Origin of the sequence: Acidovorax sacchari (genome assembly GCF_042847045.1) — a bacterium.
Taxonomy (GTDB): domain Bacteria; phylum Pseudomonadota; class Gammaproteobacteria; order Burkholderiales; family Burkholderiaceae_C; genus Paracidovorax; species Paracidovorax sacchari.
On sequence record NZ_AP035783.1, the window covers coordinates 3,547,225 to 3,568,787 of the forward strand.

18 protein-coding genes and 2 pseudogenes are annotated in these 21,563 nt (G+C 68.8%); 9 read left to right on the plus strand and 11 right to left on the minus strand.

The window, feature by feature from the left end:
• Positions 1-29 precede the first annotated feature (29 nt).
• The gene (mltB, locus tag ACGHC0_RS15830) at positions 30-1,127 is read left to right on the plus strand and encodes a lytic murein transglycosylase B (RefSeq protein ID WP_415266095.1); all 1,098 of its coding nucleotides are present in this window, start codon (positions 30-32) and stop codon (positions 1,125-1,127) included.
• Positions 1,128-1,461: 334 nt separating this feature from the next.
• Complete coding sequence (locus ACGHC0_RS15835; protein ID WP_415266096.1) at positions 1,462-2,580, plus strand: ABC transporter substrate-binding protein; 1,119 nt, start codon at positions 1,462-1,464, stop codon at positions 2,578-2,580.
• On the opposite strand, the pseudogene ACGHC0_RS15840 reads toward ACGHC0_RS15835, so the two are convergent.
• The 5 genes and pseudogenes from ACGHC0_RS15840 to ACGHC0_RS15860 all read right to left on the minus strand — a co-directional run.
• A pseudogene (locus ACGHC0_RS15840) lies at positions 2,502-2,891 on the minus strand (M20/M25/M40 family metallo-hydrolase); the annotation flags it as partial. The gene ACGHC0_RS15835 and the pseudogene ACGHC0_RS15840 sit on opposite strands and share 79 nt — an antisense overlap.
• Before the next feature lie 66 nt (positions 2,892-2,957).
• Positions 2,958-3,309: pseudogene (locus ACGHC0_RS15845) on the minus strand (M20/M25/M40 family metallo-hydrolase); the annotation flags it as partial.
• Between the two features lie 21 nt (positions 3,310-3,330).
• Positions 3,331-4,689 carry a DUF3100 domain-containing protein gene (locus ACGHC0_RS15850; RefSeq protein WP_415266097.1) on the minus strand — a complete coding sequence of 453 codons (1,359 nt, stop codon included), beginning with the start codon at positions 4,687-4,689 and terminating at the stop codon, positions 3,331-3,333.
• 67 nt (positions 4,690-4,756) lie between these two features.
• A complete protein-coding gene (locus ACGHC0_RS15855; RefSeq protein ID WP_415266098.1) occupies positions 4,757-6,286 on the minus strand; it encodes an aldehyde dehydrogenase family protein in 1,530 nt (509 codons plus the stop codon).
• A gap of 79 nt (positions 6,287-6,365) precedes the next feature.
• Complete coding sequence (locus tag ACGHC0_RS15860; RefSeq protein WP_415266099.1) at positions 6,366-7,304, minus strand: NAD(P)-dependent oxidoreductase; 939 nt, start codon at positions 7,302-7,304, stop codon at positions 6,366-6,368.
• Between the two features lie 133 nt (positions 7,305-7,437).
• Between ACGHC0_RS15860 and ACGHC0_RS15865 the strand changes: the two genes are divergently transcribed.
• Entirely contained in the window at positions 7,438-8,385 is a 948-nt protein-coding gene (locus ACGHC0_RS15865) for a LysR family transcriptional regulator (RefSeq protein ID WP_415266100.1), read from the plus strand.
• The gene (locus tag ACGHC0_RS15870; protein WP_415266101.1) at positions 8,366-8,623 is read left to right on the plus strand and encodes a hypothetical protein; all 258 of its coding nucleotides are present in this window, start codon (positions 8,366-8,368) and stop codon (positions 8,621-8,623) included. The genes ACGHC0_RS15865 and ACGHC0_RS15870 overlap by 20 nt, the downstream gene beginning before the upstream one ends.
• 201 nt (positions 8,624-8,824) lie before the next feature.
• On the opposite strand, the gene ACGHC0_RS15875 is transcribed toward ACGHC0_RS15870, so the two are convergent.
• Positions 8,825-10,363: an MFS transporter gene (locus ACGHC0_RS15875; protein WP_415266102.1), complete on the minus strand. Its 1,539-nt coding sequence runs from the start codon at positions 10,361-10,363 to the stop codon at positions 8,825-8,827.
• A 106-nt stretch (positions 10,364-10,469) separates the two neighbouring features.
• Here ACGHC0_RS15875 and ACGHC0_RS15880 point away from each other — a divergent pair, with 106 nt between their 5' ends.
• Both ACGHC0_RS15880 and ACGHC0_RS15885 read left to right on the plus strand, forming a co-directional pair.
• On the plus strand, positions 10,470-11,012 hold the full coding sequence (locus ACGHC0_RS15880) for a TetR/AcrR family transcriptional regulator (protein ID WP_415266103.1): 543 nt from the start codon (positions 10,470-10,472) through the stop codon (positions 11,010-11,012).
• 221 nt (positions 11,013-11,233) lie between these two features.
• Positions 11,234-12,817 carry a choice-of-anchor Q domain-containing protein gene (locus ACGHC0_RS15885; protein ID WP_415266104.1) on the plus strand — a complete coding sequence of 528 codons (1,584 nt, stop codon included), beginning with the start codon at positions 11,234-11,236 and terminating at the stop codon, positions 12,815-12,817.
• 57 nt (positions 12,818-12,874) lie between these two features.
• On the opposite strand, the gene ACGHC0_RS15890 is transcribed toward ACGHC0_RS15885, so the two are convergent.
• The 3 genes from ACGHC0_RS15890 to ACGHC0_RS15900 form a co-directional block, all read right to left on the minus strand.
• Positions 12,875-13,477, minus strand: a complete 603-nt coding sequence (locus ACGHC0_RS15890) for a hypothetical protein (protein WP_415266105.1) — start codon at positions 13,475-13,477, stop codon at positions 12,875-12,877.
• A 389-nt stretch (positions 13,478-13,866) separates the two neighbouring features.
• Positions 13,867-15,219: a branched-chain amino acid ABC transporter substrate-binding protein gene (locus ACGHC0_RS15895; protein WP_415266106.1), complete on the minus strand. Its 1,353-nt coding sequence runs from the start codon at positions 15,217-15,219 to the stop codon at positions 13,867-13,869.
• Positions 15,220-15,343: 124 nt separating this feature from the next.
• On the minus strand, positions 15,344-16,210 hold the full coding sequence (locus ACGHC0_RS15900) for a DUF2242 domain-containing protein (protein WP_368351883.1): 867 nt from the start codon (positions 16,208-16,210) through the stop codon (positions 15,344-15,346).
• A 246-nt stretch (positions 16,211-16,456) separates the two neighbouring features.
• Here ACGHC0_RS15900 and ACGHC0_RS15905 point away from each other — a divergent pair, with 246 nt between their 5' ends.
• Positions 16,457-16,831 carry an Hsp20/alpha crystallin family protein gene (locus tag ACGHC0_RS15905; RefSeq protein ID WP_011795266.1) on the plus strand — a complete coding sequence of 125 codons (375 nt, stop codon included), beginning with the start codon at positions 16,457-16,459 and terminating at the stop codon, positions 16,829-16,831.
• A 77-nt stretch (positions 16,832-16,908) separates the two neighbouring features.
• Here ACGHC0_RS15905 and tsaD read toward each other — a convergent pair whose 3' ends face one another.
• Positions 16,909-17,955 carry a tRNA (adenosine(37)-N6)-threonylcarbamoyltransferase complex transferase subunit TsaD gene (gene tsaD, locus ACGHC0_RS15910; RefSeq protein WP_368351885.1) on the minus strand — a complete coding sequence of 349 codons (1,047 nt, stop codon included), beginning with the start codon at positions 17,953-17,955 and terminating at the stop codon, positions 16,909-16,911.
• A 72-nt stretch (positions 17,956-18,027) separates the two neighbouring features.
• Positions 18,028-19,218, minus strand: a complete 1,191-nt coding sequence (locus ACGHC0_RS15915) for a branched-chain amino acid ABC transporter substrate-binding protein (protein ID WP_415266107.1) — start codon at positions 19,216-19,218, stop codon at positions 18,028-18,030.
• A 166-nt stretch (positions 19,219-19,384) separates the two neighbouring features.
• Between ACGHC0_RS15915 and ACGHC0_RS15920 the strand changes: the two genes are divergently transcribed.
• Together ACGHC0_RS15920 and ACGHC0_RS15925 are read left to right on the plus strand one after the other, a co-directional pair.
• Positions 19,385-20,011, plus strand: a complete 627-nt coding sequence (locus ACGHC0_RS15920; protein ID WP_415266108.1) for an ANTAR domain-containing response regulator — start codon at positions 19,385-19,387, stop codon at positions 20,009-20,011.
• A gap of 282 nt (positions 20,012-20,293) precedes the next feature.
• On the plus strand, positions 20,294-21,538 hold the full coding sequence (locus ACGHC0_RS15925; RefSeq protein ID WP_368351888.1) for a CmpA/NrtA family ABC transporter substrate-binding protein: 1,245 nt from the start codon (positions 20,294-20,296) through the stop codon (positions 21,536-21,538).
• Positions 21,539-21,563 lie beyond the last annotated feature (25 nt).

Below are 21,563 nucleotides of genomic sequence, written 5' to 3' on the forward strand. Positions count from 1 at the left end.
CCGCCGCCTTTTTTCCGGTCTTCGATCCCATGCCTTTCGCGATGCCCTTCGCCCGCTCCACCGCCCTCCTCGTCCTTGCCTGCGCCGCCACCCTGCTCCTGCCGCCGGCTGCCCTGGCCCAGAAGCCCGCCAGGAAGAAGGAGAAGCAGGCCGCGCCGGAAGTTCTCTACGCGCAGCGGCCCGAGGCCCTGCGCTTTGCCGACGACCTGGCCGAGCGCCGCGGCCTGGACCGCGAATGGGTGCGGCAGGCCATCGGGCAGGCCCGGTTCCTGCCGCAGGTGCCGCGCCTCATGCTGCCGGCCCCCCGGGGCACCGCCAAGAACTGGACCGCCTACCGCGCCCGGTTCGTGGAGCCCGTGCGCATCCGCGCGGGCGTGCGCTTCTGGAACGAGCAGGCCGACACGCTCGCGCGCGCCGAGCGCGAATACGGCGTGCCCGCCGCGATCATCGTCGGCATCCTGGGCGTGGAGACGCTCTACGGGCAGCACATGGGCGGCTTCCGCGTGATGGACGCACTCGCCACGCTGGCCTTCGACTTTCCAGCCGCGCACCCGCGCGCCACGGAGCGGCAGGCCTTCTTCCGGGGCGAACTGGAACAGTTCCTGACACTGGCCGACCGCACCGGCACCGATCCCTTCACCCTGCGCGGCAGCTACGCGGGCGCCATGGGCATGGGCCAGTTCATGCCCACCAGCTGGGCGCGCTGGGCGGTGGATTTCGACGGCGATGGCCGCATCGACCTGTTCAACAGCCCGGCCGATGCGATCGGTTCGGTCGCCAACTACTTCCAGGCCCACGGCTGGGTGAGCGGGTTGCCCACGCATTACGCCGTGGCCTTCGACGAAGGCAGCCTGCGCCTGCCCGAACTGCTCGCGCCCGACATCCTGCCCAGCTTCACCGCCGCCGGGATGCAGGAGCACGGCGCCCGTCCCCTGCCGGCGGAAGGCGCCTCCATCCAGCCCGACGCCGCCGGGCCGCTGGCGCTGATCGAATTGCAGAATGGCAGCGCCCCGGCCGCGTACGTGGCGGGCACGCGCAATTTCTACGTGGTCACGCGCTACAACTGGTCGAGCTACTACGCGATGGCGGTGATCGAGCTCGGACGGGAAGTGGCGGCGACGCGGTAGCCATCGCGTGGCCTGAGGCCACATCGCTCGGCGGACGCAAAGACTGTCGAATAACGCGGTATCACATTTGCAACAATAGGTTGCAACTCAAGAGGTGCACTGGTAGGCTTAACCATATTGAGCATTTATTCATGAGTTACCGGCATTCCCCGCGGCGCGTTTTGCATCGCGCAGGACTGGCAGCGAATGGCACCCCGGCGCACAGGCCCTCCCGATTCAGGTGGCCGGGCGTCAGTCGGGCGCGCTTTCCGGCAAGGATGGCCGGCGCGAGGCCCGCGGTATCCGATTGATTGTTTTCGTCCCGTCGCGTACATCGATGCAAGGGGTTCCAGACATGCCGTTCAACCGTCGCCGGCTCCTTCAATCCGCAGCACTTGCCCAACTCCCGCTGCTCGGCCGCGCCGCGCACGCCGCCGACACTGTCCGGGTCGGGCAGACAGTGGCTCTGTCCGGCAGCTTTGGCGAAATGGGCACCATGTACACCGCCGGGATCAAGGCCGCCTTCGCCAGCCACAACCAGCGTACGCCCCAACGTAAGATCGAACTCATCACCCTGGACGACAAGCTGGACGGCAATCTCGCCGCGCAGAACGCGAAGGCCCTGGTCGAGCAGCAGAACGTCACCGCCCTCATCGGCGTGACCGGCACCGGCGTGGCCCGGGCGGTGATGCCCTATTGCGAGGACAGGAAGATCCCGCTATTTGCCCTCACAGGGGACGACAACCTGCGCAAGGTCAAGCAGCAATACACTTTCTTCTCCTGCGCGAGCTACGGGGAAGAGGTGAAAAACATGGTGCGCCACGGCGCCACCATCTCGCACAAGAGCGTGTTCATGGTGCACACCGATGTGCCCGCTGGCAGCTTCTGGGTGGAGAGCGCCAAGGCCTCGGCGGCGGACAACAATCTGGAGTTCAGGGGATCGATCGCGGCGGCCCCCGACGGCTCGAACGCGGACGCTGTGGTACAGGCCTATGTCGCCTCGAAAGCCAGCTTCGCGGTGCTGGTCTATGCGGGTGCGGGCGTGAAGACGCTGCTGGAGAAACTGCACCAGGCCCACATCTATCCGGGCTCGATCTACCTGCTCTCGCAAGGCGCCACGCCGGGGTTGATCGAGTCCGCACGCACCGACTCGTCCGGGCTGGTGGTCTCCCAGGTGGTCCCGAACCCCTTCTCGGCAATCAACCCCCTGCAGCCTGAATACGGGGAGGCACTGAAAACCGCGTCGGTCCCCAGGAACTACCTCACCTACCAGGGCTTCCTGCTGGGCCAGATGTTCTCGGATGCCCTCGCCCGCATCCGTGGCAGCCTCACTTCCGCCTCCATAGACGATGCGCTGCAGGACGCGCCGTTCCAGTACAAGAACTTCAAGCTGGACTACACGAACGGCAAACGATTGGGAACCTCCTTCACCGACATTTCCATGCTGGGCAAGGACGGGCGGTTCATTTCTTGATCCGCAGCGCGAGGCGCCCCGGACAGAGGGGCCGGGAAACCGCTGGCGGAACGACCGGTAGAGGCCACGACCACGACCTTGTCCACCGCGCATAGCCTACCTCGCGCGCGGTGCGGGTTGTGCAACGGCGGCGAGGCGTTCGCGCCGTCCGCACCGAGCCAAATGCAGGCCCCCGGCTTGGCTTGCAGCATGAAGGCGAAGTCTTCCGAAGCCATCGACGGCTGGCAGTCGAATTGCACGCGGCCGGCACCGGCCACCGCCCGGACTGCGGAAATGGCCACGTCGGTTTCGCGATCGGTGCTGATGGTGGGCTTCGGCCGTCGCGCGGCACATGGTGTGCAGCGCCGCTTCCACGCGGTCCTGCACCTGAGGCGAGAAGCAGCGCACGGGAAGCGCTCGAAGAGGCCGTCTGCACCATGGCGCGGCCGCAGCCTCGCCCTCTTCCGCCGGTTGGAACACGAAATGCACGGTGCCCTGGAAGTTGCGCTGCGCCGCCAGGTGGCGGGCCGCGCCCAACAGCATGGCCGTTTGGCCGTCGTGCCCTCACGCGTGCATGGTGCCGGTGTGGCGCGAGCAGTTGCCGAAGGTGTTGAGTTCCTCCAGCGGCATGGCGTCCATGTCGGCGCGCAGCGCGATAGCCGGACCCGGCGCCGTCGAGAGCGTGCCCACCACGCCGGTCCGGCCCAGGCCGCGGTGCACGTCGATGCCCATGGCGTCCAGGGTCTCGGCTTGTATCGCGGTATGGTGCCGTCAGACGATGGGCTTGTGCATGAAGAACTGGGCCACCAGCGTGGCGCCGATGAAGGTGCCCGCATTGGCCGCGAACGAGACGACGACGATGCGCCAGCCCAGCCGGCGGAAGGCCGGAACGTCCTTGGCGATCGACAGGCCCGCAAAGGCCAGGATGGGCGTGGCCAGCGCGAGGAAATTGATCTTGCCGGTCATCGCTGCCACCTGCGCGGCGAACGGAAACTGCGGGAAGGTCAGCAGCATGCCGGCGAGCGACACCCAGATCACGGCCGGAATCTTTGCGCCTGTGAGCCGGTAGAGCACCTGGCCAGCCAGCACGGCGCCGACGATGACCGCCATGCCGCCCAGCACCACCGGATCGAACGGAGAGGTCTTGTAGGTGATCCAGTTGCCGAGCAGGGCGAAGGCGCCCACCAGCACCCAGGTCAGCACCTGCATGCCGAAGCTCATGCGAGGCGCTGCGTGCAGCGCCTGGGTGGTATCCACGGAGACCTCGGTGATGCTGGCACGGGTGGTGCGGCCCAGGATGGGCTCGAGCACCTTGTAGGCCCAGATAGTGAACGGCAGCGACAGGAACAGCGTGAAGTAGGTGCCGATGGTGGTCGTGATGAGATTGCTGGCCGCGGCGAAGGTGGCCACGTCCCTGGCCATTTCCGGGGAGGTCTGCTGGGCCGCGATGGCGCCCGATGCGGCGGCCATCATGCTGCCCGAACCCACGCCTGCGCCCATGGCGAGGGCCAGCGGATTGAAGATGTTCAGGCTGGCCATGAAGCCGGCCAGCACGGCAATGAACACGGCGCCGAACACGGTGCCGGTCAGGTACTCGGCCAGCACGCCCTGGCCTTCGGGCGACTGCATGCCGTAGCGCTCGCCGATGATCGCCAGGCTGGGCTCCCGGCCGACCGAGAAGGTCGCGCCGATGGCCTGGCGCTTGATGCCCAGCAGCAGCGCCACGGGCAGGCCGAAGAGGGCCGTGCCGAAGAAGTGGCCGAACTCCTGGAACACCAGGCCGAGCCCAGCCGCCGCCAGCTTGGGCAGCGAGCCCCCCACGAGCAGGCCGAGCTTGGCGATGAACAGCAGCAGCGCGGGCTGCAGGATGGAAGAGGCCGTGCGCTGCAGGGGCACGGCGATGGCCAGGCCGCCCGGCAGCCGGGGGCTCGCCAGCCCCCAGGCCGCCCCCAGCAGCAGCGCCCACAGCAGCGGCAGCAGCACCACCTTGGCCGGACCGAGCGGCAGGCTCACGTTGCCGATGAACTCCGCGACCAGGACGAGCAGAAAGGCTGCGGCGAACAGGCGCACGTGTCCGGCGCCAGCAGGGCTGCCGGCAGAGGAGGACGGGCCGTCGAAGGTAGTGATCATGGGTATCTCCTATCCGGTGTCGTGCTGTGGTTGCTGGTGAGGGGGAATGGGGCGCGACGGCCCGTCGTCAGGCGCCGATGCCGGGGGCGTAGCCGAAGGCCACGGCCGGGCTGGCCGAGGTCTCGACCCACACGCTCTTGACCTGCGTGTACTCATGCAGCGCGTCGATGCCGCTGGAGCGGCCATAGCCGCTGGCATCGAAGCCGCCGAACGGCGAGGCCACGTTGATCACCTTGTAGGTGTTGATCCAGAAGGTGCCGGCCTTGACCTGCGCGGCCACGCGGTGGGCGCGCGCCACGTTGTTCGTCCACACGGCACCGGCCAGGCCGAAGTCGCTGTCGTTGGCGATGGCAATGGCCTCCTCTTCGGTGTCGAACGGAATGGCGACCACCACCGGGCCGAAGATTTCGGTGCGGGCGACCTCCATGTCGTTGCGCACGTTCTTGAGCACCGTCGGGCGCACGAAGTAGCCCTGCGCCGCCGGCTTCCCGTCGCAGCCTTCGGCCAACTCGGCGCCTTCGCGCAGGCCGGACTGGATCATGCCCAGCACGTGCGCGTACTGTTTGGCGTTCTGGATCGGACCCACTTCGGTCTCGGGCGACAGCGGCTCGCCCGTGCGCAGGCGCCGCGCGCCGTCGGCGAGCATGGCGACGAAGCGGTCGTAGACGCTGCGCTGCACCAGCAGGCGCGAGCCGGCCACGCAGCTCTGCCCCGCGGCCGCGAAAATGGCCGACTGCGCGCCCACGCAGGCCCGTGCCAGGTCGGCATCCTCGAACACGATGTTGGCCGACTTGCCGCCCAGCTCCAGCACGCAGGGAATGCCGCGTGCGGCGCAGGCCGCGGCGATCTTGCCGCCCGTGGCGGGCGAGCCCACGAACACCACCTTCTTGACGGCCGGATGCGAAATGGCAGCCTGGCCCGTGGTGTGGCCGAAGCCGCTCAGCACGTTGATGACACCCTTGGGCAGGCCAGCCTGCTCGGCCAGCACGGCGACGGCCAGCGAGCTCAGCGGGGTCAGCTCGGAAGGCTTGAGCAGCACCGCGTTGCCGGCGGCGATGGCCGGAGCCACGTTCCAGCCACAGGTGAACACCGGCGCGTTCCAGGGCGTGATCAGCAGCATCACGCCGAAGGCTTCGCGGCGGGTGTAGTTCAGGTGGCCGCTGGGCACGGGGATGACCTCGCCGTGCAGCTTGTCGGTCCAGCCGGCGTAGTACTCGAACATCTCGGCCACCTTGGCGACTTCGCCGCGGCAGTCGCGGATGGGCTTGCCGGCCGACAGCGATTCCAGCTGAGCGAGCGGCTCGATGTGGGCACGCACGGTGCGGCCGATCTCGAACATCACGCGGCCGCGCTGGGCGGCCGTGAGGGCGACCCAATCCTTCTGGCCGGCCGTGGCGGCCTGGGCGGCCTGGGCCACCTGCTCGGCGCCGGCGTCGGCGTACTGCAGGAATTCCTGGCCCGTCGCAGGATCGACCAGCGTCACCGGTGCACCGGTGCCAGCGATGTATTCGCCGCCGATGTAGGAGCCGACGGTCTTTGCGTCAGAGAAGAAAGGGGCCAGCTTGGCGAGCAGTGATTGGCTGAGTACGGAGGTCATGAGGCGGTCTCTGTGGCGAGGCATTGAATGCGGTGAATGCGTTGGCGAAATTCGGATGGAGCGTTTGGCAGGCAGTTGCTCAGGCCGTGGCGCGCTCGGTGCCCACCTCCACGATCCGGTTGAAGTCCTCGTCATCGCCGATGGTTTCGGCGCTGGCGGCCCAGCGCTCAGCGACCTGGCGCGACAGCGGCAGATCCATGCCCAGCGCCCCGATCAACTCCTGCGACAGGCGCACGTCCTTGCGCATGAGCTTCATCGTGAAGCCGGAGTCGAACTTGCCGCTCGTCACCCAGGTGGGGAAGTTGAATTCGGTGACGAAGCTCCGGCCCGACCCGGCGTTCACGCCGCTGAGCAGCCGCTCGACCGGCACGCCGGCCTGCTCGGCCATGCGCGTCACTTCGCCGGCGATGGCCAGGTGCGCGGCGCACAGCAGGTTGTTGGCGATCTTGGCCACGTGGCCGGCGCCCACGGCGCCGACATGCACGCGCTTGGCGCTCATGGCAGCCATCACCGGCTCGGCGCGGGACACGTCCTCCTCGCTGCCGCCGATGACCATGGTCATGGTGCCGGCCAGCGCGCCCTTGGGGCCGCCGCTCACGGGCGCATCGATCAGCTGCATGCCGGCTTCGGCCAGTTGCGCGGCCAGACGGCGCGTGGTGTCGGGGTGCGAGGTGGAGGTTTCGATGACCAGCACACCGGCCTTGGGATGGCTCAGCAGGCCGCCGGGGCCGGCCACGACCTGCTCGACGATGGCTGCCGTCGGGAGCGACAGCACGATCGCCTCCGCCCGGGCGACGACCTCCTGGATCGAATCCACGACGCAAACCCCTTCAGCGGCCAGCGCGGACCGGGTAGCGGCCGAGGCATCGGTGCCGACCACCTCGAAGCCGCCACGCTGCAGCGAAAGCGCCATTCCACGCCCCATGTTGCCCAAGCCAATGACACCGATCGTCTTCATGTGAAATCTCCAGAACGTGATTGATTTGCAAGGTCTCGCATCGAGTGATGCCTCCTGCATCGGCGGATGCCGGCTGCAGCGATGGGCCGAGAATCTCACCCTCCGCCAGACTGAACAATGACAACGGATATAAAATTCCGTTGACCTACAGGCAACGCTGAGCGTTTTCGTTCCCCCGCCCTACGAGGATGGCATGCACGAGAAACTGGAATTCCGGCGGGTTCGCTATCTCTATGAAGCCATCGTGCGCGGCTCGGTCCGTGCGGCGGCCGACACACTGGACATGAACCCTTCCGTGGTCAGCCGCCAGATCGCCAAGCTTGAGGAAGAGCTGGCCATTCCCCTGATCGAAAGGCACGGACGCGGCGTGAAGGCGACGGAAGCCGGCCAAATGCTGGTCGAATACTTCCGTCAGGAGAGCTCGTACCAGGATGACGTACTGACCAAGGTACAGGAGCTGCGCGGCATGGCACGCGGCCACATCGACCTGGTGCTGGGAGAGGGGTTCGTGAGCGACCTGATGGCCGAGCCCATGAAGGAGTTCTGGCAGCGCTATCCGGGTCTGACCGTGACGATGCATCTCGCCGGCACGAACGAGGTCATGCGCATGGTCGCGGAGGATGCTGCGCACATCGGTTTGGTCTACAACCCGCCGATCGCTTCAGGCATTCGCTCAAGGGCCGCGATACGTCAGCCAATGTGTGTGATCACGCGGCCCGACCACCCGCTGGCCGAACTGAAGCGCCAGCCCCTGCTGCGGCAGATCAGCGCCTATTCCATCGCGCTGATGCACGGATCGTTCGGAACGCGGCAGGTCATCGAACTCGCCGAGCAGATGGAGCGTGTGCGTCTCGTCCCCAAGCTGACCACGGACTCCATTTCGGTCATCAAGCACTTCGTGCGCTCGGGCCTCGGCGTCAGCCTGCTGCCCGCGTTCACCGTATCGCAGGAGATCGACGACGGAGAGCTGGTCGCCATTCCGGTCGATCAGGCTCTGCTGGGCGCAGCCGAGGCACACATCGTCACGCGGCTGGGCCGGCAGCTGTCCATCGCCTCGAACCAGTTGCTGCTGCAGCTGATCTCCACGATGCGCGCTTTCAAGGATTCCAGGCCACGCCACCGTGCCATGGCCGATTCCTGACACTGCGTGGCAGGCCACGGCCGAGGCGCCCTCGCATGGCTGGCACCATACTGGTGGCATCGTCCGCATCGATGCGGCCGCGCAGCGGACCTTCGCCAAGGCGCCCGCACGCCACGACAACGAAGGAGACTTTCCGATGAGCGACAAAGCCTGTGTGACCGGGGTGGACATGATCGCCTTCACCAAACCCGGCGCGAACGCACCCCATCCGCAGATGGCGGCCGAGGCTGGCGGCTGAACCATTCGCACGCCGGCACGGCCTGCGTACCGATGTGCGCATCGCCGCGCAGGCCATGAACACCGATACGCCCGAGAGCCTGGCGCAGTGCTACGAACTCACGCACCAGTTGCGCGGCATGCGCTGCAGCACACCTGGGACTGGGCGGTGCCACCAGGCGGCCGGAGGCCTGGTTCGGATATCTGACCTGCATCAACGTGCTCAGTTGGGGCCCGCCGACCCGGGCCCGCGCCGGTAGCCGGACAGCAGGAAAAACACGGCCACGGCCAGCAGCCCGATCAACGCCGCGGAGGTGTTCAGCAGTACCCGGTGGGCCACCGAGAAGGCCGCCTGCCCTGCCCCGATCAGCGCCGCCGCCGGGCCCTGCCCCAGTTGCTGCGCGACCACGTAGGCATCGCCGATCGATCGCGCCGCCTGGGCGGCGAGCGGCGGCGCCAGATCCGGCGGCAGCGCGATCGCATGGCTGAAGACGACGGACATGAACACGCCGAACACGGTGATGCCCAGGCCGCTGCCCAGTTCGTAGCCGGTGGCCTCCAGCGCTCCGGCCGCGCCGGCCCGGTCCGCCTCGACCGAGCCCATGATCGCGATGGACGACGCCGTCAGTCCCACGCTCAGCGCCAGCCCGAGCAGGGCCAGCGCCGCGGCCACGGGCACGCCCCCTTCGTGGAAATCCGCCCGGGCCAGGTAGGCCAGGGCCGCACCGGACACCGCCAGCGACAGGCTGGCGACCCGGCGCAGGCCGAAGCGGTTCGACAGGGTTCCCGCCAGGGGGCCACCCACGGCCGCCGCGGCCATGATCGGAACCATGAAGAGGCCGGCCTGCAGAGGGCTCTTGCCCAGCACGTATTGCAACTCCTGCGCCAGCGTCAGTTCCACGCCGGCCAGGGCGCCGCTGGCGACCACCGCCATGGCGATGCCGGCGAGGACGGCCGGGCGCGAGAACAGCGACAGATCCAGCATCGGCGCCGCCGAGCGCAGTTGCAGGCGCGCGAACACCGCCAGCAGGGCCGCCCCTGCCGCCAGCGCCGATCCCGCCACGGCCGGTGGCTGCCCGCCCCCGAATCCCGACTTGAGGCCGAACACCGCGGCGATCATGCCCGCGATCAGCAGCAGCGCCTGCCCGGCAGGCCAGCGGCCGGCCACCGTGCGCTCCGGCCGCGGCAGCCACAGGAACACGGCCGGGAACACGACGAGCATCACCGGCACGTTGATGAGGAACGCGGCGCCCCACCAGAAATGCTCCAGCAGCGCCCCGCCGACCAGCGGCCCCACGGCGGCCCCCGCCGCGCCCACGGTACCCCAGAGGCCCAGCGCCATGGCGCGCTCCCGTTCATCCTCGAACGTGCGGCGGATGATGCCTAGCACGCACGGCATGATCATCGAGCCGCCCAGCGCGAGCAGCACGCGCGCCGCGATCAGCAGCGCCGGGCTGGGAGCGAACGCCGCCAGCAGCGATGCGATGCCGAAGACCGCCAGGCCCGCGAGCAGCAGCCGCCGGTGGCCGGTGCGGTCCGCCAGCGTCCCCATGGGCACCAGGAGGCCCGCCATGAGCAGCGGATAGATGTCGAGGATCCAGAGCACGTGCGTGCCCGATGCGCTCAGCGCCAGCGTCAGCGACGGCACGGCGATGTGCAGGATCGTCATGTCGATCACCACCGGCAGGAAGGCCAGCATCACGGCGGCCAGGACCAGCCACCGCTGCGTGGAGGAGATGGAAGGGGAACGGAACGCGGACATGCACCACCCGGATGAAACACCATGCCGCGAAATATAAATACATACGTATTTATTTCAACTGAAGCCCTTCGGATTCCAGGGCACAATGCCATCCGGAACGCCAGCCATGGGCAGAAAACCGACCATCACCCGCGACAGACTGCTCGACCTTGCGCAGCAGATCGTCCGCGCCGAGGGCGCCAGGGGCCTCACCATCGATGCACTGGCCCGGGCCGCCGGCATTTCCAAGGGGGGCGTGCAGTATTCGTTCGCCTCCAAGGAGGACCTCGTCCGCGGGCTGGTCGCGCGCTGGACGCAGGCGTTCGACGCGGCAATGGCAGTGCAGGACACCGGCACCTCCGCCCTCGGCTTCGTCCGTGGCTACATCGGCGCCATGCGGTCCTCCGGCACCGCCACGGACGCGAAAATGGCGGGCCTGCTCATCGCCTACCTCCAGGACCCCGACAACCTGCGCGACATGCGGGCGTGGTATGAGGAAACCCTCGCGCGCCTGGGCGGCACCACGCCCCAGGCGCGCGCGGCCCGCGTCGCCTTCCTCGCCGTGGAAGGCCTGTTCCTGCTGAGGATCGGCGGCATCGATGACAGCGCGCGCTGGATGGCCCTGCTGGACGATATCGACGCCCTGCTCGGCCAGATCGCAGGCACCTGACGGTTTTCCCGGCTCTTCTGTAAGCAGCTGTGCGCGGCCTGCGGCGGGAGCGGAAGCCACGCCACGCGGCCATGCCATCTACGCGAACACGCGCTTACAGGACCTCTCCGATCCCGCACCTATCATTCGGCCGCCTTCCGCGGAACGGAATTGTGTACACCGTCCAGACTCTCCGCCGGCGGGCCAGACCCATATCCAACACCCTCGGGGAGAAAAAACACATGCACACATCCTTCCATTACCGGCGCCTGCGCGGCCTCGCCGGCACCCTGGCGCTCGCCGCGCTGGCGGCCTGCGGCGGAGGCGGTGGCGGCACCCCTGCCGACACGGCGCGCAGCGAACCGGCCAGCGCCGCGGCGCCGGCGGCCCCCACCGACGCGAACGCCACGCTCACCGCCGACACCCGGGCCACGGCGGCGGCCTGCGACGTCCCCACCCCGATGGCGGTGCCGGCCACCGGCACCGTGGTCGGCAACGGCACGCCCCGGAGCTGCACGTTGCAGGCGCTCGCCCAGGCCGTGGAGGCCGGCGGCCATGTCACCTTCGCCTGCGGCAGCGCGCCCGTCACCATCGCCGTCACGCGTGAACTGCGCGCGCCGCAGAACACGGTGATCGACGGCGGCAATCTCGTCACGCTGGACGGCGGCGGCAAGAACCGCATCCTCGTGTCCGGCAACAACCGCTCCCTGTCGGTGCGCAACCTGCGCTTCATCAACGGTACGGCCGCACAGACCATGGAGGGCGAAGGCATCGGCGGCGCCGTCTCCGGCCCCTACCTGAACCACATCGAGGTGATCCACAGCACGTTCGAGAACAACACCGCGGGCCGTGGCGGCGGCGCGGTGGGGGTAGGCACCGCCGGCTCGCTGGTGATCGCCGGCAGCACGTTCAAGAACAATGGCGCATGGTACGGCGGCGCGGTGTACAGCCTGCTGTCGCCGCTCACGGTGGTCAACTCGGTCTTCCAGGGCAACAGCGCCAACACCAGCGGCAAGCTGGGCGACGGCGGCGCCATCGGGACCGATGGGGCCTCCGCCAGCCCCGACGATGCCGAAGGCGGCGAGGTGCGCATCTGCGGCACGCAGATCACCGGCAACACCGGGCGCGGCAACGGCGGCGGCGCCTACCTCTGGGTGTATCCGCCCGATCGCATCACCATCGACCGCACCACCGTGGCCAACAACCATGCGGAACCCAATGGCCGCAGCAACCCCGGCACCGGCGGCGGCATGCGCGTGAGCAACGGCGCGATCACTATCCGCGACTCGAGCTTCCTCGCCAACGCCAGCGACGGCAACGGCGGCGCGCTCTACCTGGACTGCGCTCCCGGCTGCGCCATCCGCAACAGCACCTTCCAGGGCAATTCCGCCAAGTCCTACGGCGGGGCCATCTTCGGCGACGGCCACCAGGACAGCAACGTCACCTTCGCCGGCAACAGCGCGGGCGGGCACGGCGGCGCGCTCTTCGGCAAGAACTTCACGCTGCGCAATACCGTGTTCGTGGACAACACCGCCGGCAACCCGTGGAAGCAGGCGCTGTCCTGCAGCACCACCGGCACGGGCGACCACGTCGTGCAGTGGCAGACCGCCACGGCCAATGGCGGCGGCGACCGCTGCATCCAGAACGTGACCGCGGCCAACCCGGTGCTCGCGGCGCCGGCCGACAACGGCGGCCCCACGCCGACCATGCTGCCCGGCTCCGGCAGCGCCCTGCTGAAGGCGGGCGCCGGCTGCGAAGCCACCGACCAGCGCGGCGTGGCGCGCGACACCAGCGGCTGCGACATCGGGGCCGTGGAAGTGCGCTGAACACCGCGCTGACGGCACACCCCTGCTGCTGCCTCCGGCGTCGGCAGGGGTGCAAGGTCAGCGCATCCGAGCGAGCATGCCGGCGTATCCCTGCTCATAGCGGCCGAAATGGCCCGTCGCCTGGGTGCTGTGCAAGGCGTCATCCTCCGAAGTGATCGCCGGTTGGGCGCGTCCATCGGGGGTGACCCGGCAATTCCATGGGTTCGGGTTGTCGATCCCCTCTTCCTGCAACGCCGCCCGGGCTTCCAGATAGGAGGCCTGGCAAGCTCTTATCGTGTTGTATTCGACCCGCTCCATGCCTTCGGCGAATTCACGGGGCGTCATCCGGGTTCTTGCCGCCGCTTCATAGTGGGCAGCGAATGCACCCGCCAGGGAGGCGTTGGTCAGTTCGAAAGCGAGAATGGCCACGGCATGGGAGCGGCTGCGCATGTAGATATCGCCCAGGACCGCGGCCCGCTGCAAGGTATCGCAATACCCGGTAGCCACCTCGGGATCGACGCGGATGCTCACCGGGCCGCCTGCCTGGACTGCCTGCATGGTCTGGCGGAAGGTCGGCGAATGCGCGAACACGAAAAAGAGATCCTGGACCGCCTGGGTAATCCTCTGGTCATCCGTGTCGTATCGCAGCGACGAGGACACGTTGAGCCATGCGTGGGCCATGTGTGGGGTCACGGTGGATGAAGGGGCAGCGTGCGAGGCCGCGCTTGCGTACATGGTCGCCGGAACGCCCCACGCCGGTGCCATTGCCATCGGAGTCTCGTGGTGGTGGTCGCTCGCGTGACGCGGAAGGGACGGCAACGCATCGCGCAGCGCATGGGTGGAAAACGAAGAGGAGCCCCGAGGGGACTCCGGGGGCGATCCGGCGGAATTGCCGCGCGCAGCGGTCTGGTGCCGGAAAGCGGCATAGGCCGCGGGATCGTACAAGGCGGGAGAGGTCTGAAAAAAGTCCATCACGGTGAAAGCAGAATGCTACTTTCCCGATCTTCGCGCCCTGCCGGGCGGCCCCGGCAGGGCGGCGCGAATGCCTCTTCAGCCGTGCGAACGGCGTCTCACGGCCGCCGCATCTCGCACCGCGAGGGCATTTCGGCCTGCTCCGCCGCGATCCGCCGCACCACGCGGAACCCGTAGCCCGAACCCTCCACGTCGAACGGCACGCCCGGCGTGCCGGCACGCTCCATCACGCCGACCACCAGGGGCTGCTGGAACTGGTGGTCGGCCGCGCGCATCGCGCCCGCCTGCCCGGCCAGCTGCACGCGCGAGCTTTCCATCGCGCGCGCGACGGCAGTGGTGTCGGTCGTGCCGGCGCGCTCCATCGATTCGGCGAGCGATTCGACCATGAGCTGCATGCGCATGTGAACGTAGTCGTCGGCGGGGCTGGGAAACCGCTGGCGGAACGACCGGTAGAAGGCCTCGCTCTCCTTCGTGGGCACGTTGGGCAGCCAGTCGGCCACGGCCACGACCTTGTCCACCCCGGCGTCGCCCAGGGCCGCGGGCGCCCCCAGCGCATTGCCGTAGAAGGTGTAGAAGGTGCCGGCATAGCCCACCTCGCGCGCGGCCTTGACCAGCAGCGTGAGGTCGTTGCCCCAGTTGCCGGTGACGACGGCCTGGGCGCCGCTGGCCTGGATCTTCACCGCATAGGGAGCGAAATCCTTCACGCGGCCCACGGGATGCAGTTCCTCGCCGAGGATCTTCACGTCAGGCCGCTGCGCGGCCAGCTGGCGCCGCGCCTCGCGCAGCACGGCCTGGCCGAAGCTGTAGTCCTGGCCGATCAGGTACACGCCCTGCAGGCCCCTGTCGGCCCGGATGGCCTGCATCAGGGCCGCCATGCGCATGTCGGCATGGGCATCGAAACGGAAGTGCCAGAAGCTGCACTTCTCGTTGGTCAGGATGGGATCGACGGCGGAATAGTTCAGGAACAGCACGCGCCGCGCCGGATCGCGCTCGTTGTGCTTGTTGATGGCCTCGATCAGCACGGCCGCCGTGGCCGACGAGTTGCCCTGCAGCACCACGCGCGCGCCGGCATCGATGGCCGCGCGCAGCGCGGACAGCGCCTCCTCGTTCTGGCCCTTGCTGTCGTAGCGCTCCAGCACCAGCGGGCGCGCCCCGCCCGCCGCGGCAGGCAGCTTCACGCCGCCGCGGGCATTCACCCGCTCGGTCGCCCAGAGCACATTGCGGTACACGGCCTCGCCCGTGTTGGCGAACGGGCCGGACAGGCTTTCGATCAGCGCGATCCTGATGGGCGCGGCAGCGGTCGAAGGGGCCGACGCGGCAGGCGGGGAAGCGGTGGCCGCGCCGGCCGGCGACGCTGCGGCCAGCATCGAAAAGGCGGCCGCGAGCGCGGCAGCGGCGTGGCGGGCCATGGCATGTGCCGGGAACGGAAAGCGCGGAATGGAAGCGTTCATGGAAGCGGTGATGGAACGGCGCGAAGGGGCGCCGGAGCGGCCCGGGTGTCTCGCCGGAACGGCAGAGCCGGGCCCCGGACCGGTGACGGGACCGGTGCGGACGGTGCCGCCCCGGCCAGGTCCGTCAGGGAGAGATGGTAGGCGGCCCCGAGGGGATCGCCGGCACCGAGGCCGCGGAAGCGGCAGGGACCGGTGGCGTCGCGAACACGGGGTACGGCAGCACCTCGGGCAGTGGGTCGGAGGCCGGCGCGCGCTGCGGCACAACCGGAGAGGTCCTGGCAGGGCCTTCGGCAGGATCCTTGACCTCGCCGGACTCGCGCGCCTCGCGCACCATGGCCTCGGTATCGGGCGTCTTCGGCACCTTGGGCGAGGCCTGGCCCACCTCCGTCGGCGCCTCGCGCGGCGGGATGAAGCGGTCGAAGACCTGGAAGAAGCGGTCGTAGAAGCGTGCGTCGGTGACGGTTTCGCTGCCCACCTTCACGAGGGTGTCGTCGCTGGCCGTCACGGGCAGGGACAGCGAGCCCAGGGCTCCCACGCCGAGGGAGGCCGAATTGTTGATCTTCTTGATGACGTAGCGGTCCTGCAGGGCGCTGGCGAAAACCGCCGTGCGCTGCTTCTCCGGCCCTTCGGAGGCGCAGACGACGCGCATCTCCACCTGGTAGTGGATGTCGGTGGACGGCTGGAAGTACTTGCGGCCGGCCACCACCTCCGCGCTGGCGGTGCCCACGAGGTAGCCCTGGCTCAGCAGCGCGCGGCGGGCGCCCTCGCACACCCTGGCGGGGGGGGCGTCGATGTGGCGCGTGTAGATGCTGGCGCTGGTGTTGAAGTCATCGGGATCGAAGCGGGACGCCCGGTCCAGGCCCGGCATGGAATTGGGCACCCCTGTGCAGCCGGCGATCGCGGCGAGGGTGGCCACCGCCGCAGCAGCACCCAGCAGGCGGGCACCAGGGAGGGAATGCGGACGCAGGATGTCTTGAAGGCAAAAAGGCATGGGCTTGGCGGCAGGATTCCTGACCCTGCATTGTGCTGGTTGCGATTTCGCGCGCTTGCGAAGGGGTTGTAACCCCTCGCAACACAGGCGGTGCGATTCTCTCGCGGCACGCGGGTTCCCCGCGCGAAAAAACCCCTTGAAAAGCGCTGCGGGATGCGCATCTGCATCCCAAGCGGCGAACCCGGGCGCCGCGTCCCACAGCGTTCCAGGCGCCCCGTGCGCCCCCCCTCTTCAAGGAGTTCCGACATGTTCTTCGCCCCCGTCATCCGCCGCACCGCCTATGGCACCCGCCCCGCCGCTCCCGCAGATTTCGCGCTGCAGCGCTTCATGCAGAGCACCCTGGCCAGCCAGGGCACCACGGTGTCGCAGGACGACAAGACCGTGACCCTGCAGATCGACGTTCCGGGCCTGGCCCGCGAACAGCTCAACGTGACCATCGAGGGCCAGCAGGTGCGGCTCTCCAGCGTCGAAGGCGCGCCCCGCCAGGTGCAGCGCGCCTGGGAACTGGCCGACGAGATCGATGCGTCCGCCAGCTCCGCCAAACTCGAGAACGGCGTGCTCACGCTGGTGCTCGCCAAGGTGGTGCCCCAAAGCCGCGCCACCCAGCTCGCGATCGGCTGATCGGCGCATCCGGCTCCGCCCTCGGTTGTCGCCCTTGCGCCCGTGCCTTCGCTGGCCGGGCGCTTTTTTTGTGCCCGCTACGCCAGCGCGTCCAGCGGCCAGCGCGGCTTGACGTCGAACGCGTACTCGCGATTGGGGGCCTCGCGCCCCGCCTGCAGGCGCATGGCGGCGGCCATGGCGATCATGGCGCCGTTGTCGGTGCACAGGTGCAGTTCGGGATAGTGCACACGCACGCCCATGCGGGCGCAGGCGGTATCCAGCTGCGCACGCAGCAGCCGGTTGGCCCCCACGCCGCCGGCCACCACCACGCGGCGCAGGCCGGACTGCTGCAGCGCCGCCAGCGTTTTCTTCACGAGCACATCGACGATGGCGGCCTGGGTGCTGGCGGCCAGGTCGGCCTTGCGCGCGGGCAGTTCGTCGCCCAGCTTCTTCGCCTGGGTGAGCACCGCCGTCTTGAGGCCGGCGAACGAGAAATCGAGGTTGCCGCTGTGCAGCAGCGGCCGCGGCAGCTTGAAGGCCGCGTCGTCGCCCTGCTCCGCCAGCCGGGACAGCGCGGGCCCGCCCGGGTAGCCCAGGCCCAGCAGCTTGGCGGACTTGTCGAAGGCCTCGCCGGCCGCGTCATCGATGGTCTCGCCCAGCAGTTCGTAGCGGCCCACGCCGTCCACGCGCATCAGCTGGGTGTGGCCGCCCGATACCAGCAGCGCGACGAAGGGGAATTCCGGCGGGTCGGCGCTCAGGAAGGGCGACAGCAAATGCCCTTCCAGGTGGTGCACGCCCAGCACCGGCCGGTCCAGCGATGCCCCCAGGGCACAGGCCACGCCCGCCCCCACGAGCAGCGCGCCGGCCAGGCCCGGCCCGCGCGTGTAGGCCACCACGTCCACCTCCGCAAGGCGGCATTCCGCCTCGGCCAGCACGGTCTCGGTCAGCGGCAGCACGCGGCGGATGTGGTCGCGGCTCGCCAGTTCGGGCACCACGCCGCCGTAGGCCTGGTGCATCTCGATCTGGCTGTGCAGGGCATGGGCGAGCAGCGTGGGCACGCTGCCGTCCGCCGGCGCGCGCACCAGGGCCACGCCGGTTTCGTCGCAGGAGGATTCGATTCCGAGGATGAGCTGACTCTTGACCATAGGCGCGCAAGTGTAGGCGCCCTGGCCGGCCGCCGCCGCAGCCCGGTCATTGCCGGCCTGCGGTGCCGCCGCTCACCAGCGGTCGGACCGCATGCGCAGCTCCCACTGGCCCGCGCGCATGCCGTACACGCCGACGGCGCCGTAGCGCTGCTCGCCCTTCTCGTCCCACTTCATGGTGCCGGTGACGGGGGCGTAGCCATTGATGGAGTGCAGCGCCTTCGTGATCTCGCGCGGGTCGGCCGACTTGGCCTGCTGGATGGCTGCCGAGAGCACGTAGGTGGCGTCGTAGCTGTAGTGCCCGCCATAGGCCGGTGCCCGCTTGAAGGCGCGGTCGTAGCGGTCCAGGAACTGCCGGCCCGCGACGAACTCGCGCGCCTCCAGCACGGGCGAGGTGGCGTAGATGCCCGCCAGCTTGCGGTCGCCCTTGAGCATGTCGGTGGTCTTGATGGTGTCGCCGCCCAGGATGTTGACGCGGGTGTAGTTCGCCTGCACCAGCGCATCGATGAGGGCGAGCACCTGGAAATCGTTGAGGGTGGTGACGATCACGTCCACCCGCTCCTGCTGGAGCTTGCCGGCCAGTGCCTTGAAGTCGGTGGTCTTGTCATCGAAGGATTCGCGCACGGCGACCTTGCGCTTTTCCTGGGCCAGTTGGGTCGCGGCCCCGTCCGCCAGGCCCTTGCCGTACGGCGTGCCGTCGTCGAGCACCGCGTAGCTGGACGCGGAGAGCTGCGTGGCGGCGAACGAGCCCATGGCCCGTGCCTGCAGGGCATCGTTGGCGACGAGCCGGAAGGTGCCGGGAAGCCCCAGCTCGGTGAAGCGCGGATGGGTGGAGATGGCCAGCTGCGGGATGCCCTGGGCGGCGTAGATGGGCGCAGCCTCGATGCTGACGCCGGAATTCAGGTGGCCCACCACGGCCACCACGCCCGATTCGACCAGTTGCTGCGCCACGGTCTTGCCGGTGGCGGCGTCCGCGCGGTCGTCCTGGGCCACCACCTCCAGGGTGACGCGCTTGCCATCCACCCTGAAGCCGGACTGGTTCAGTTCGTCCACCGCCAGCTTCACGCCATTGAGCATGTCCTGCCCCAGCGCCGCGAGCGGCCCCGACAGCGGCTGGGCCACGCCGATCTTCACCGTGTCCGGCACGCGGCTGCAGCCGCCCAGCGCCAGCGCCGCAGCGCACGCCCCGGCCAGCCCCGCCAGCACCGCGCGGCGGCCCGTGCCGGCACCCGCCACTCCGCCCATCCCCAGCCTCGTCCTCTGCATAACGGTCGCTCCATCCATTGAGTTCGGTTGATTCATGGGACGCAAGGTATATAAGAGCCTTGCCCCGTACGCTATCGGGTAACTCCTGCCTGATAGCAAGTTCCAATCCCGGTGCGACGCGGTCCGCTGCACCAATTTGGCGTGTTTCTTGCTGTAGGCTGGGCGTATGAACGAGTCGCTGCGCATCGTGGTGGTGGCCCCGGACCTGTCCACGTCCGGGGAGGAGGACGAGCATGCCCGGGAGCAGGCCGAGCGTTCGCGCGCGTTGCGTATCGGCCTGCTGGAAAACGGCTTCAACCTGGTGGCGACGCTGCCGGCGGATGTGTTCCTGAGCGAGCGCCTCGCCCAGTTGCAGCCCGACATGGTCATCGTGGACGCGGAAAGCGCCGCGCGCGATGCGCTGGAGCATGTGGTGATGGCCACGCGCGAGGCGCCCCGCCCCATCGTGCTGTTCACCAACGACGAGGACACCTCCCACGTGCGGGATGCCGTGGCCGCAGGCGTGACCGCCTACATCGTGGCCGGGCTCGCGCCGCAGCGCATCCGCCCCATCCTGGACGTGGCGATGGCGCGCTTCCAGCACGAGCAGGCCCTGAAGGCCGAACTGGCCGACGCCCGCGGCGCCCTGCAGGACCGCAAGACCATCGACCGCGCCAAGGGCCTGCTCATGCAGCGCCACGGCCTCACGGAGCAGGCCGCCTACGACAAGCTGCGCAAGCTCGCGATGGACAAAGGCCTGAAGCTCGCGGAAGTCGCCCAGCGCATGCTCGATGCCTTCGAGCTGCTGGGCTGATGCACGAAGAGGGTGCGGGAAGCTGCCGCCCTGCACCATTCAGGCTCCGGCGTCAGGGCTTTCCAGGCCGCTCCCGCATCGCAGCACGGAGGCGTCCGGTGGCGGGCCTGCTGGCATAAGCCTTGCATAACCCCCGCCAGCACCCATCGCTGGGTCTTCGGGCTTTCCATCCAACGGCGGATGGCGTCCCGACCACCGGACAAAGGCGTCCCCACCCCTCGCGGCCACGACCGCGCGGAGGTGTGGACGCCTTTTTTTATTTCACTCTTCAAGGAAGCCCCGATGACCGACCTCTCGAAAACCAGCCTCCACCGCCGCACCGTGCTGCAGGCCGCCGCGGTGGGCGCCGCGGGCGTGAGCCCGGCGCTGCGCTCCCTGGTGCATGCCGCGGGCTCCGACGCGCCCGAGAAGAAGGAAGTGAAGATCGGCTTCATCCCGCTCACGGACTGCGCCAGCGTGGTGATGGCCTCGGTGCTGGGCATCGACGAGAAGTACGGCGTGAAGATCATCCCCAGCAAGGAAGCCAGCTGGGCCGGCGTGCGCGACAAGCTGGTGAACGGCGAGCTGGACTTCGCCCACGTGCTCTACGGCCTGGTCTATGGCGTGCACCTGGGCGTGGGCGGCCCCAAGAAGGACATGGCCGTGCTCATGACCCTCAACAACAACGGCCAGGCGATCACGCTCTCGAAGAAGCTCGCCGAGAAGGGCGCGGTGAACGGCGCCTCGCTCGCCAAGCTCATGGCCACGGAAAAGCGCGACTACACCTTCGCGCAGACCTTCCCCACCGGCACGCACGCGATGTGGCTCTACTACTGGCTGGCGGCCAACGGCATCGACCCGATGAAGGGCGCCAAGGTCATCACCGTGCCGCCGCCGCAGATGGTGGCCAACATGCGCGTGGGCAACATGGACGGCTTCTGCGTGGGCGAGCCCTGGAACCACCGCGCCATCATGGACGGCATCGGCATCACCGCCACCACCACGCAGGCGATCTGGAAGGACCACCCCGAGAAAGTGCTGGGCACCACGTCCGAATTCGTGCAGAAGTACCCCAACACGGCCCGCGCCGTGACGGCCGCCATCCTGGAGGCCGGCCGCTGGATCGACGAAAGCCTGGCCAACAAGAACAAGATGGCCGAGACCATCGCCGGCAAGGCCTACGTGAACACCGGCGTGGACGCCATCAACCAGCGCATCCTGGGCCGCTACCAGGACGGCCTGGGCAAGACCTGGGACGACCCGGACTACATGAAGTTCTACAACGACGGCGCGGTGAACTTCCCGTACCTGTCGGACGGCATGTGGTTCCTCACCCAGCACAAGCGCTGGGGCCTGATCAAGGACCACCCCGACTACCTCGGCGTCGCGAAGTCCATCAACCGCATCGACCTCTACAAGCAGGCCGCCGCGGCCGCCAAGGTGCCCCTGCCCAAGAGCGAGATGCGCACCAGCAAGCTGGTGGACGGCATCGTCTGGGACGGCAAGGATCCCGCGAAATACGCCGACGGCTTCAAGATCAAGGCCTGAGCGCCGGCCCCTCCACCCCGATCAC